The sequence below is a fragment of the Rhodococcus sp. JG-3 genome (genome assembly GCF_000482405.1).
Classification (GTDB): Bacteria; Actinomycetota; Actinomycetes; order Mycobacteriales; family Mycobacteriaceae; genus Rhodococcoides; species Rhodococcoides fascians.
This window is the reverse complement of sequence record NZ_KI519398.1, coordinates 2,899,867-2,912,375: the sequence shown is the minus strand read 5'-3', so window position 1 is coordinate 2,912,375 and position 12,509 is coordinate 2,899,867. Positions and strand designations below refer to the sequence as shown.

13 protein-coding genes are annotated in these 12,509 nt (G+C 65.3%); 1 reads left to right on the top strand and 12 read right to left on the bottom strand.

Going from position 1 to position 12,509, the window contains the following annotated elements:
* Positions 1–7: 7 nt before the first annotated feature.
* From K414_RS0115190 to rpsB, 6 genes are all read right to left on the bottom strand, one after another.
* On the bottom strand, positions 8–727 hold the full coding sequence (locus K414_RS0115190) for a class I SAM-dependent methyltransferase (RefSeq protein WP_197077486.1): 720 nt from the start codon (positions 725–727) through the stop codon (positions 8–10).
* Between the two features lie 16 nt (positions 728–743).
* Positions 744–1,658, bottom strand: a complete 915-nt coding sequence (locus K414_RS0115185) for a phosphatidate cytidylyltransferase (RefSeq protein ID WP_027496706.1) — start codon at positions 1,656–1,658, stop codon at positions 744–746.
* A gap of 36 nt (positions 1,659–1,694) precedes the next feature.
* Positions 1,695–2,252 carry a ribosome recycling factor gene (gene frr / locus K414_RS0115180; RefSeq protein ID WP_027496705.1) on the bottom strand — a complete coding sequence of 186 codons (558 nt, stop codon included), beginning with the start codon at positions 2,250–2,252 and terminating at the stop codon, positions 1,695–1,697.
* Between the two features lie 55 nt (positions 2,253–2,307).
* A complete protein-coding gene (pyrH, locus tag K414_RS0115175; protein WP_027496704.1) occupies positions 2,308–3,036 on the bottom strand; it encodes a UMP kinase in 729 nt (242 codons plus the stop codon).
* A gap of 164 nt (positions 3,037–3,200) precedes the next feature.
* The gene (gene tsf, locus K414_RS0115170; protein ID WP_027496703.1) at positions 3,201–4,025 is read right to left on the bottom strand and encodes a translation elongation factor Ts; all 825 of its coding nucleotides are present in this window, start codon (positions 4,023–4,025) and stop codon (positions 3,201–3,203) included.
* A gap of 159 nt (positions 4,026–4,184) precedes the next feature.
* A complete protein-coding gene (gene rpsB / locus K414_RS0115165; protein WP_027496702.1) occupies positions 4,185–5,075 on the bottom strand; it encodes a 30S ribosomal protein S2 in 891 nt (296 codons plus the stop codon).
* A 387-nt stretch (positions 5,076–5,462) separates the two neighbouring features.
* Between rpsB and K414_RS0115160 the strand changes: the two genes are divergently transcribed.
* Positions 5,463–5,918 carry a M23 family metallopeptidase gene (locus K414_RS0115160; RefSeq protein ID WP_237606508.1) on the top strand — a complete coding sequence of 152 codons (456 nt, stop codon included), beginning with the start codon at positions 5,463–5,465 and terminating at the stop codon, positions 5,916–5,918.
* 3 nt (positions 5,919–5,921) lie between these two features.
* Here K414_RS0115160 and K414_RS27100 read toward each other — a convergent pair whose 3' ends face one another.
* From K414_RS27100 to K414_RS0115130, 6 genes are all read right to left on the bottom strand, one after another.
* On the bottom strand, positions 5,922–7,205 hold the full coding sequence (locus K414_RS27100; protein ID WP_237606187.1) for a MinD/ParA family protein: 1,284 nt from the start codon (positions 7,203–7,205) through the stop codon (positions 5,922–5,924).
* Positions 7,206–7,337: 132 nt separating this feature from the next.
* Entirely contained in the window at positions 7,338–8,264 is a 927-nt protein-coding gene (locus K414_RS0115150) for a tyrosine recombinase XerC (protein WP_027496700.1), read from the bottom strand.
* Between the two features lie 69 nt (positions 8,265–8,333).
* Positions 8,334–9,116 carry a siderophore-interacting protein gene (locus K414_RS0115145; RefSeq protein ID WP_027496699.1) on the bottom strand — a complete coding sequence of 261 codons (783 nt, stop codon included), beginning with the start codon at positions 9,114–9,116 and terminating at the stop codon, positions 8,334–8,336.
* A gap of 98 nt (positions 9,117–9,214) precedes the next feature.
* Complete coding sequence (gene dprA / locus K414_RS0115140) at positions 9,215–10,336, bottom strand: DNA-processing protein DprA (protein WP_027496698.1); 1,122 nt, start codon at positions 10,334–10,336, stop codon at positions 9,215–9,217.
* Positions 10,333–11,838 carry a YifB family Mg chelatase-like AAA ATPase gene (locus tag K414_RS0115135; RefSeq protein ID WP_027496697.1) on the bottom strand — a complete coding sequence of 502 codons (1,506 nt, stop codon included), beginning with the start codon at positions 11,836–11,838 and terminating at the stop codon, positions 10,333–10,335. Before K414_RS0115135 ends, dprA begins: the two co-directional genes overlap by 4 nt.
* On the bottom strand, positions 11,838–12,194 hold the full coding sequence (locus K414_RS0115130) for a YraN family protein (RefSeq protein ID WP_027496696.1): 357 nt from the start codon (positions 12,192–12,194) through the stop codon (positions 11,838–11,840). The genes K414_RS0115135 and K414_RS0115130 overlap by 1 nt, the downstream gene beginning before the upstream one ends.
* Positions 12,195–12,509 lie beyond the last annotated feature (315 nt).

Here is a 12,509-nt window from a genome sequence, read left to right as displayed (position 1 = left end):
GCCAGGCTCAGATCGACTCGACGCCGGTCGGCTTGTATCGAACGTGGATGCGATAGCGCACATTCAGGGTGAGGCCGTCGACCTGCCGTGCCGCAGCGCGCGCTACCCGCGGTGAGAACTCGATTCCCAGCACATCCCGCAAAACCCGGCGGTCGGGAAACGCCCACCTCGTGTCGACGCGTCGCATCTCGAATCCCTGGGCATCGAAGAACGCCTCGACGGCCGCAGGATCGTAGTGCGGGAGATCCGCACGCATCCAGTCCCCGTACGGAGACGACGTGGCGTCGAGGTCCACGACCACCAACGCCCCTCCGGGCCGCAGAACTCGCATCGCTTCGCTGATACCCGGGCCGCAGCCGGGGCCGAAGAAATACGCGGTTCGCGCGTGGACGAGATCGACCGAACCTGTGTCGACGGGCAGCGCGTCCGCTCTACCCGCACGCACGGCGACGTTCGCAAGTGACTCGACGCGCGTGCGGGCTGCGGCCACCAATGGGGCGTGCGGTTCCACACCGATGACGTACCGGGCGTCCGCAGCGAAGATCGGAAGATGGAAACCGCTGCCGCAGCCCACGTCCACGACGTTCTCGGCCGTCCAATCGACGGTCGATCGAATGGACGCGAACACAGCGCCGTCGACGTCCTGAGCCCTGTTCTCCGCCTCGTACAGATGCGGCCAGTGCCAGATGTTGGGACTGGGAATCACCCCGCCGCGATCACCGCTCATCGTCCGGCGGAGTCGGTCAGAGCAACACGGTGAAGACGAGCCACGCAACGAACGCAGAGGGCAGCAACGAGTCGAGTCTGTCCATGATGCCGCCGTGGCCTGGCAGCAACGAGCCCATGTCCTTGATTCGAAGGTCGCGCTTGACCTGCGATTCGATGAGGTCGCCCAGTGTTCCCGTCACGACCAGCACGACTCCTAGCAGGACACCGATCATCGAGTTGGCCTCGAGAATCAGGGTCACCGTCAGCAGGCAACCGATGACGCAGAAGATGAGCGATCCGACCAGCCCTTCCCAGGACTTCTTCGGGCTGATGGCCGGTGCCATCGGGTGTTTGCCGAACAGCACACCGGCGATGTAACCACCGACATCCGAGCACACGACGCCGATGACGAAGACCAGGATGCGACCGGCACCGTTGTCCTGCAGGACCATCAGAACGGCGAACGAGGCCAACAGCGGTAGCCAACACGCCACCAGAACGGTGACGGAGAGTTCTTCGAGATAGTTCTTGGGAGCAGTACCGAAGCCTTGTCTCAGTAACAGCCACACCATGCAGACCACGACGGTGCCCACAGCCGCACTGAGCACTCCGACGGCACCGAACGGCCAGCCCAGCCAGATCATGGCCTGACCACCGAGGATCAGCGGGATGCGCGGAACGAGAACACCGCCCTCGCGGAGCCGCTTGGACACCTCGTACGTCGCGACGGCCAACGCCACGGCCACGACACCGATCCATACCAGCGGCACGAACACGAGCACGAGGATCAACCCGATACCCAAACTGCCGCCGACGCCGATCGCGGCAGGCAGATTTCGACCCGCCTTGCCGGCGGACTTCGTGGCGGCGACCCCGGACGAGCCAGCGGGCGTGCCGCTGCCCTCCTGCCGATCCGGTCCCACCACTGTCGTCAACTCCTCGATATTCATCGTCGTTCCACCGTGTTGCGCAACTATCGAAGGAGGTCAGACCTCCATCAATTCACCCTCTTTGCGCTTGACCAGTTCGTCGACCGAGGCGGTGTACTTCGCGGTGGTCTTGTCGAGCTCGTTCTCGGCGCGTACGACGTCGTCCTCGCCGGCCTCGCCGTCCTTCTGGATGCGCTTGAGCTCTTCCATCGTCTTGCGGCGCACGTTGCGAATGGACACCTTGGCGTCCTCGCCCTTGCCCTTGGCCTGCTTGACGAACTCACGGCGTCGTTCCTCGGTCAGCTGCGGCACGCCGATACGAATCAGGTTGCCGTCGTTGGTGGGGTTGACGCCGAGATCGGAATTGCGGATAGCGGTTTCGATCGGCCCGAGCTGATTCGACTCGTACGGCTTGATCACCACCAATCGCGCCTCCGGCACGCTGATGCTGGCCAGCTGGGTGATCGGCGTCGGGGCACCGTAGTACTCGATGACGATGCGCGAGAACATTCCCGGGTTGGCCCGCCCGGTGCGGATCGAGGACAGATCGTCACGGGCAACCGATACGGCCTTTTCCATCTTCTCTTCGGCGTCGAAGAGAGCTTCGTCAATCACGATCTGTCCTCCATCGTCTTCGTTCTCGGTTCGTTCGCGGTCGTGTCGGCGGCATTCACGACGTGACCAGCGTGCCGATGTTCTCGCCCGACACGGCGCGAGCAATGTTGCCCTGAATCAGCAAATTGAACACCAACATCGGCATCTGATTGTCCATGCAGAGGCTGAAGGCAGTCGCGTCGGCAACTTTGAGGCCTCGCTCGAGGGCTTCGCGGTGGGTGATCGTGTCGAACATCGTCGCGTCGGGATCGAGCCGTGGATCGGCCGAGTAGACACCGTCGACGGCCTTGGCCATCAACAGCACCTCGGCACCGATCTCGAGCGCCCGCTGCGCCGCCGTGGTGTCCGTCGAGAAGTACGGCATGCCCATACCTGCGCCGAAGATGACGACACGCCCCTTCTCGAGGTGCCGTCGCGCGCGCAGCGGGAGGTACGGCTCGGCCACCTGGCCCATCGTGATAGCGGTCTGGACTCTGGTGGCAACACCCTGCTTTTCCAGAAAATCCTGCAGCGCAAGACAATTCATGACCGTGCCGAGCATGCCCATGTAGTCCGAGCGAGATCGGTCCATCCCCCGCTGCTGCAATTCGGCACCGCGGAAGAAGTTTCCGCCACCGATCACCACGGCAACCTGAACTCCGGTGGCCACCACCTCGGCGATCTGCTCGGCAACGTTGTTCACGACATCCGGATCGAGCCCCACCTGGCCACCACCGAACATCTCCCCACCCAGTTTGAGCATCACGCGTCGGAACCCGGGACGGTCAGGGGCCGGATCGGTCATAGCTCTCCTCGGTACTCGTCGAACACTACGGTTTACTCACCGATCATCCTGCCCTATCGGCACCCGATCGGTGGACACGGCTCCGACCTGCCTCGCGCACGAACGATGCCGTCCACTCGATGAAATCGAATGAACGGCATCGCCTCGATCGGATCGAGCGCAGACTAGCTGGCGCCGACCTCGAATCGGGAGAAACGGGTGATGGTCACGCCTGCCTCGTCGAGGATGGCCTTGACGGTCTTGTTGCCGTCCTGAACCGACTTCTGCTCGGTGAGAACGACGTCCTTGAAGAATCCGTTGACGCGACCTTCGACGATCTTCGGCAGAGCCTGCTCTGGCTTGCCCTCTTCGCGCGCGGTTTCTTCTGCGATCCGACGCTCGGCGGCGACCAGATCCTCGGGAACCTCGTCACGGGTGACGTACTTGGCCTTGAGCGCTGCGATCTGCATCGCGGCAGCGCGCGCAGCATCGCCGGCGGCGTCGCCGTCACCGGTGTACTCGACCAGCACGCCGACGGCAGGCGGCAGGTCCGCGCTGCGCTTGTGCAGGTAGGTCGCGGTGTTGCCGTCGTAGGACACGACGCGGCGAATTTCGAGCTTCTCGCCGATCTTGGCCGACAACTCGTTCAGAGCCGTTTCGACGGTCTTGCCGTTCAGGTCGAGTGCCTTGAGAGCGTCGACATCAGCAGGCTCGCCTGCTGCAGCCGTCGCCGCGACGGACGCGGCGAACGTCTGGAACTCGTCGTTCTTGGCCACGAAGTCGGTCTCGGAGTTGATCTCCACGAGCACTCCACCCTCGGCGACGACGAGGCCTTCGGCGGTGTTGCGCTCGGCGCGCTTGCCGACGTCCTTGGCACCCTTGATACGCAGGTACTCGACGGCCTTGTCGTAGTCGCCGTCGTTCTCGGCGAGTGCGTTCTTGCAGTCCATCATTCCGGAGCCGGTGAGCTCGCGGAGCCGCTTGACGTCGGCGGCAGTGTAGTTCGCCATCGTGGGCGAGCCTCCTCAAAAGTCTGAATACGGGCGTTGACGAAAGTGCTGTTCTCGAAGCGTGATCGACGGGCTCGCTGTGGAGCCGGACCGATCACAACCCTGACATACCGAAGCGGCCCCGGCCCACCCTTGAGGGTGAACCGGGACCGAATTCGATCAAGCCTGAGCGGCCGGTGCTTCTTCTGCTGCCGGTGCTTCTTCTGCTGCCGGTGCGTCGGCGGCCGGCGCATCGGCTGCGGGAGCCTCTGCTGCCGGAGCGTCAGCGGCCGGGGACGTCTGTGCGAGCTGCTCGAGCTCCCACTCTGCGAGCGGCTCGCCTGCGCCGACCTCGGGCTTGGCGTCGGTTGCAATGTTCTGGCCTGCACGGGCCTGCACACCTTCGGCCACTGCGGATGCGACGACCTTGGTCAGCAGCGCAGCGGAACGGATCGCGTCGTCGTTACCCGGGATCGGGTAGTCGACCACGTCGGGATCGCAGTTGGTGTCCAGGATCGCGATGACCGGGATCTTCAGCTTGCGCGCTTCGCCGACGGCGATGTGCTCCTTGTTGGTGTCGACGATCCAGATGGCCGACGGAACCTTGGCCATGTCGCGGATGCCGCCGAGGGTGCGATCGAGCTTGGTCATCTCACGCGTGAGCATGAGGATTTCCTTCTTGGTGCGTCCCTCGAAGCCACCGGTCTGCTCCATTGCCTCGAGCTCCTTGAGGCGGACCAGGCGCTTGTGCACGGTCTGGAAGTTGGTGAGCATGCCACCGAGCCAGCGCTGGTTCACGTAGGGCATGCCCACGCGAGTTGCCTCAGCGGCGATGGACTCCTGTGCCTGCTTCTTGGTGCCGACGAACAGAACGGTGCCGCCGTGGGCGACCGTCTCCTTGACGAACTCGTAGGCCTTGTCGATGAAGGTCAGAGTCTGCTGCAAGTCGATGATGTAGATGCCGTTGCGGTCGGTGAAGATGAATCGCTTCATCTTCGGGTTCCAGCGACGGGTCTGGTGTCCGAAGTGTGTGCCGCTGTCGAGCAGCTGCTTCATTGTTACTACAGCCATGGCTGAATAACTCTCTTTCATGGTTCGGTTGACGCAGAGTGTCGGTGACCTCTGCCCTGGCGACCGCCGAAGTTGTCGGACCTGAACCACAGGGGGATCAGGACCGCCGACAACCGGTTCTCGTATCGTGAACTCTGCCGAGGCAGTCGATACGATGACGCGGACGCGCGAAGTCGACCCGTGCACGCACAGGCCGCAACAAGGAGTGTAGACCTGCGGCGGCCCCCGTCATAACCAGGCCCGACTGTCAAGAGATTCCGGTGCCTGTGGACGAATCTTTCGGTTGTCCACAATTCGTGCCGGGCCTCGTTTTCCAGCACATTCACAGGCCATCGTCGACGAGTGAACACTCTTCGTACCGGCTGCATCGCCTGCGTTCTTGCCGCGATCGTGCTGACCACGCCGGCCGCGGCAGCCGAATCGGACTCGTTCGCGTGGCCGATTCGGCCGCACCCTCGCGTCGTGACACCGTTCGACCGCCCGGAACACGATTGGCTCCCCGGCCATCGCGGGGTCGACCTCGCCGCGGCGGACGGCACCTCGGTTCTGGCCGTCGCCGACGGCACGGTCGTGTTCGCAGGCCTCGTGGCCGGTAAGCCGGTGGTGTCGGTGGACCATCCGGGCGGACTTCGATCGACGTACGAACCCGTGACGGCGGCGATCCGGGCCGGAGCACGAGTACGACGCGGCGACATCCTGGGTTCGCTGACGTCGGGACACGACGGCTGCACGGCGACATGCCTGCACTGGGGCATCAAGCGGGGCCGCGAATACCTCGATCCGACGGCCCTGGTGCGTGCCCGTCCGATCAGATTGAAACCCGTGCAGGAGCCGGTTCGGTGACGGTCAGTGCGCAGGGCCGGAGTGACGACCGGACGCGGCAGGAAAGTCGTCCGCGACCATGGCGGCAAGCTCGACGAAAGCGCTCCTGGTCTGGGGACGCAGCTTCTCGAGATCGACCACGGCCCCCTCGGCGAGGTGCTCGTCGAACGGAACCACCAGCACCGCGCGGCAGCGCTCCAGGAAGTGTTGCTGCAACAAGTTCATGTCGACCGCGGACGAACCCGGTCGGACCGAACTGATCACCACGACCGTGCGCTCGACCAGATGGCCGTATCCGTGCAGTTCCAGCCAGTCCAGAGTCGCAGCTGCACTGCGTGCCCCGTCGACGGCCGGCGAACTGACCAGAACCAGCGCATTGGCCAGCTGCAGCACCCCGTTCATCGCCGAGTGCATGATGCCGGTTCCGCAGTCGGTGAGGATCAGGTTGTAATAGACCTGCAGCATGTCGATGACCGCGCGATAGTCCTCTTCGCCGAACATCTCCGACGCCGAGGGATCCCGCTCACCGGCCAACACTTCCAGTCGGCTCGGTGCCTGCGAGGTATGAGCGCGAATGTCGGAATACCGGCGAATGTTCGGGGCTGCGGCCAACAAGTCGCGAACAGTCGACGCGGTCTGACGCGGTACCCGCTCTCCGAGTGTCCCGAAATCCGGGTTCGCGTCGACGGCAATGACGCAATCTCCGCGCAGCGACGCGAACGTCGACCCCAGACCCAGAGTGGTCGTCGTCTTGCCGACCCCGCCCTTGAGCGACAGGAACGCGATGCGGTAGTCCCCCAGCACCGGCTGGCGTATGCGATCGACCTGGTTGCGGTAGCGCTCCTCGGCCGTCGACTCGCCGGGGTTGATGACGCCACCGGTCAACCGGTGCACACCGCGACGCCACCCCGACGACGAGGTGCGCTTGGGTCGTTTCAGCAGCGATTCGGCACCCAGGTCCTGACTGCTCGGACGATACGGATTCGGGGCACCTGCCCACGGCTGCGCGGACCAGGGTGCCTGCTGGGCCGGCTGGGCCTGCGACCGATCGTCCCCGACGGGCGGAACGGGCGGCATCTGTGCCTCGGGATAGGCGGCCGGCGGGCCCGGTCGAAGCGGCACGGGCGGGTTGTACCGCGGGGGCACGGGAGGTCGCTGCGCAGAATCGGGCGTCTGCCACGGCGGGGGCTGCCGGGGCGTAGAGCGCGGAGTGGACATCGGTTCCGACGGTGCGGATCCGGCGGCATTGTCACCCCGGCCGTCGACTGCACTGCCGTCGACTGCACTGCCGGGTCGTGCCCCGTTCACCGGCGCACTGTGGCCATGCGTCGACCACGGCTCCGATTTACCTTGCGGTCGGTCGCGGTCCACGGTCCCCCGTATTCGGTGTAGTCGATCCTGGGCAGACGCTACCAAACGATGCGCCGCCCAGCTCGACGCTCATGCTCTGGGATGCGCCTGATCGTGCACCGCCCGCAACCGTTCGACGGATACGTGAGTGTAGATCTGCGTCGTGGCAAGAGATGCATGTCCGAGCAGTTCTTGCACCACCCGGAGATCGGCACCTCCTTCCAGCAGATGCGTGGCTGCCGTATGGCGCAGGCCGTGCGGTCCCAGGCTGGGGCCGCCGGGGACTGTCTCCAGCACAGCATGCACCGCCGACCTGGCCTGTCGCTGGTCGAGTCGTCCACCCCGACGCCCGAGCAACAGGGCCGGTCCGGATCGATCGACGGCCAGGGCAGGCCTGCCGTCGGTGAGCCAGGCGTCGAGTGCCTGCGCGGCCGGCAGACCGTACGGTGCCGACCGTTCCTTGTTGCCCTTGCCCACCACCCGAACGACTCGTCGATCGGTGTCCACGTCGTCGACATCGAGACCGCACAGCTCCCCCACGCGGACCCCGGTCGCATACAACAGTTCGACGACGAGTCGATCGCGCAGCGCTATGGGATCGAGTTCGGCGGCACCCGACTCGGCAGCGTCCAGCGCTCGCGTCGCTTGATCGTGACGCAGCACTCCGGGCAGGGTGCGGTGACCCGACGGGGACGCGAGACGCTGCGCGGGACCGACCTTCACAGCCCCGACCCGTTCGAGCCACGCCCCGAACGTTCGCACCGACGAGGTGCGCCTGGCCATCGATGTCCGGGCCGCGCCGGCCGCCGAGTACCCCGCCAACCACGAGCGCACGACACGCAGATCCAGATCGGCGATCGTCGCGCCCGGTGAGGACGCGGCCAGGTGCGCCAGTAACGAACGCGCGTCGGCAACGTAGGCCCGGATGGTGTGCTCCGACCGTTCCCGTCCGAGGCGCAGGTGTTCGGCGAACTCCTCGACGTGCACCTCCAGGTGCGGCGGCAGCGAATCGGTCATCGGCTCAGCTTGGGCGCTGACGTCTCGCTCGACAACCGGACACGCCGTCGGGTGGACGTCGGTGCGCGATCAGGCGTCGACTCCCGCCTCCGCCTGTGCCAGCTCACGCTTCCAGGCTCGGAAGGTTTCCTCGGTCCGCCCCCGACGCCAGTAACCCGAGATCGACGCCCACTCGGCCCCGACCCCACGTTCCTTGCGGATGTACGGACGGAGGTTGTGCATGACGGCCTGCGCCTCACCGTGGACGAACACCTGCGCTTGCCCGGGTAACCATTCGGTGTTCTTGACGGCCTCGATCAGCGGTGCGTTGTCTCCGGCCCGGTCGTCGCCGATCTCGTTCGACGACGCGCCCCGGTGCACCCAGGTGACGTCGACGACTGCGAGAGTCTCCATGTAGATCTCGTCGTGACGATCGCCGACCTCGATGAACACCTTGGCGATGGCGTCTTCCGGGAGGGCCTCGACCGCAGCCGAGATGGCCGGGATAGCCGATTCGTCGCCTGCGAACAGGTGCCAATCGGCGTCGGGGCGAGGCGCGTATGCCCCCGACGGCCCGAAGAACGACATCTCGTCGCCCGGCTTCGCGCGTGTGGCCCACGGTCCGGCGACGCCCTCGTCGCCGTGCACCACGAAGTCGATGGCGATTTCCCGCGCGTCGGTGTCGACGGATCGAACGGTGTAGGTCCGCATGATCGGTTCGTCCTCGGTTCCGAAGAACAGCTTGACGTACGCATCGGTCTTATCGATGGCGTCGAACTCCTCGAAGCCTGGACCACCCAGATACACCCGGTGCATGTGCGGGGTCAGCGCTTCCGTGCGCACTACGGTCAACGTGGTTTTCTTACGCGGCACTACAGACCCCTCTTCGAGCGAACGACGCCGATGCTCACTGCACCGACTAAGCATTACCTAACACCCTACCTTCACCGGGCCTCGGTAGGGCCGTCACCTCAGCCGCGCACCACCCGGGCCCACCCGGTCTCGTCGTTGCTCACGAAGCCGTCCATCTCCATCACCGGTAGCGCGGCGCGGACCTTCGACAACGGAACTCCGGAACTCTCCGACAGTTCACGGGTGGACAACGCTCCCGTGGCCGGCAGCGCGTCGTAGATCAACAGTGCGGTCTCGGACAGCGCATCGATTTCCCGGAACAGATCGGGACGGGGTTCCTCCGGCGAGCCGAGCGCCCCGGCCTCGGCCACCACATCGTGCGAGCTCGACACCAGAACGGCCTCACCCTCACGAATCATGCGATGGCATCCCTTCGACGTCGGAGAAGTGACCGGCCCCGGCACCGCAAGAACGGGGCGCCCCAGTTTCGCCGCCCACGCCGCGGTGTTGCGCGCCCCGCTCCGCCATCCCGCCTCGACGACCACCACCGCCGAACCGAGAGCCGCCACCAGTCGGTTGCGCGCCAGGAACCGGTGCTTGGCCGGAGTGGTTCCGGGCGCGTATTCACTGAGAACGACACCGCTCGAGGCGATCTGACGCAACAGGCGGGAGTGGCCCGCCGGGTATGCCCGGTCGACGCCGCAGGCGAGCACCGCCATCGTCGTCCCCTCGACTCCGAGTGCCGCGCGATGCGCTGCCGCATCGATACCGAAGGCAGCACCCGACACGACGGTCCAGCCGTCCAGCGCCAGATCGGCGGAGATCTCGGCAGTGACGTGGTCGCCGTACGGACTCGACGCTCGGGTTCCGACTATCGACACCGATCGTTCGGTGTCTGCTCCGACAGACCGGTTTCCCAACGCCCACAGTGCGATCGGCGGCGATGTGTCGACACCCGCGGTGAGGCCGGACCCATCGAAGCCGAGAAAACGCCACGCAGGCCACTCGTCGTCGTCAGGGGTGATCAGCCGTCCACCGAGAGCGGCCATGTGGTCCAGATCTGCTGCTGCAGTGTCGACATGAGCCCGTGCTGCCAGTCGCTCACCCAAGTGTCCGGCGCGTACGGCTGCGGCGGTGACCTCGGGGCCGTGGGCAGCGGCGTGGTCCGTCACCGTGCGATGCGGACCCTGTGCCACCCGGGACAGATACGCCCACGCCAGCCGACGTGCGTCATAGGTCATGCCACTCCCCTGTCTCGAAAATCCAGTGCGGCACCGACCTCGTCTGCACCGGGCACGGTGCCGCCGGCGAGATCGTTCAGAGTCCACGCCACCCGAATCGCACGATCCGCGCCGCGCGCGGTCAGCGATCCATTGCGCAATGCCCGCTCGATCGGTACCAGCGTCGACCGAGCGAGCCGAAACCGTTGACGCAGTGCGGGTCCGGGCACTTCCGCATTGGTCCTCCACCCGAACTCCGACCAACGATGAGCGGCAGCATCCCTCGCTCCCGTCACGCGGGCGCGAATATCGGCCGTTCCTTCTCCGATGTCATCGACCAGCGCCCCGGTCGCGACTCCCATCATCTGAATTCGGAGATCGACCCGGTCGAGGAGCGGTCCGGACAGTTTTCCCAAGTACTTGCGGCGAGCAGTGGGCGCGCACACGCAGTCGGCCTGCCGCGCCGGGGCGCACGGACACGGATTGGCCGCCAGGACGAGTTGGAACCTCGCCGGGTACCGGGCCACCCCGTCTCGACGCGCAATCCGAATTTCACCGTCTTCGAGTGGGGTTCGCAGCGCTTCGAGTACCCGGATGCTCATCTCGGCGCATTCGTCGAGAAACAGGACTCCGCGATGCGCGCGACTGACTGCGCCCGGTTTGGCCATTCCGGTACCTCCTCCGACCAACGCGCTCACCGACGTCGAATGGTGTGGGGCGATGAACGGCGGCGATGTGATCAGCGGCCGCGCACTCGTCAGCAGCCCCGCCACCGAATGGATCGCGGTCACCTCCAGCGCCTCGGACTCGGTGAGCGGCGGGAGAATCCCCGGAAGACGTTGCGCGAGCATTGTTTTCCCGATTCCCGGTGGGCCGGTCAACATGATGTGATGCGCACCGGCCGCAGCGACCTCCAACGCCCATCGGGCATCCGCCTGACCGGCAACGTCACTGAGATCCGGATAGCTCTCCTGATGCCAGTCGGTGGGGGTGGGCGATTCCAGCGCCTGCTCACCACGAAGCCACGCAACGACATCCGCCAGGCAATCGGCACCCAACACCTCGATACCGTCCACCAGACCCGCTTCGGGCAGACACCGACTCGGCACCACCACCCGCTGCCACCCCGCCGCCTTCACCGCGAGCACTCCGGGCAGTACCCCGCGGACCGCACGCAACCTGCCGTCCAGAGCCAACTCACCCAGAAACACCGTCTCCGACAGGCTTCCCCGCGGAATGGCCTTGGCGGCGTCGAGGACCGACAATGCCAGCGCGAGGTCGTACACCGAGCCACCCTTGGGCAACGTCGCCGGAGACAACGCGAGAATCACTCGACTGTCCGGCCAGGTACCACCCGAATTCTTCACCGCGGCCTTGACCCGATCACGCGATTCGTTCAGCGCGGTATCGGGCAGTCCTACCAGATGGGTCCCCGGAAGACCCTGACCGATATCGGCTTCGATCTCCACCAATACTCCGTCGACGCCGTTGACCGCCACCGAATGGGCTCGTCCCAGGGGCATCAGAACGCCGCCCTGACGTGAGTGAGAACAGGGTCGTCACCGCGACCGATCACGATGGCGATCACGTCGAATCGGATGTGGACCCACGGCCCTCCGCGAAGCGAAAGCCACTGCAACGCCAATCCTCTGATCCGAGTCTGCTTGGTGTACGTCACCGCTTCCGCCGGCGTTCCGTAACCGATTCCCGAACGCGTTTTGACTTCGACGAACACCATCGTCTCGCCCTCGCGCGCAATGATGTCGAGCTCCCCCGAACGATGCCGCCAATTCCGCTCGATCACCTCCAGGCCGATGTGCTCGAGATGGCGCGCTGCAAGGTCCTCACCGCGGGCCCCGAGTTCTTGATTGGTCGGCATGTCGAATTCCTCCACTCTGCGGCCGCACAGCACGGCCGGATCCGGTCGCCATGACGGTGACACGACCGAAAGGAGGTGATTCCGAGAAAGTGCAGGTGCCGCATTGCCCTGTGGACACGCGCAATCCTGTGGAGAGAACCGTCGAATCGCAGGACCGAAACACCTGTTTTGTCGTACCTGTGTGCTTACCGGCGTTCATGCCCTGTCGATCGCCCGACAAATGGTTCGAACATGCAAAAGCTCCGTCCGGATTACCGCACGGACGGAGCTGAAGCACGGAATCGGTAATCGAATTCGATGACCGAACTACCGCTG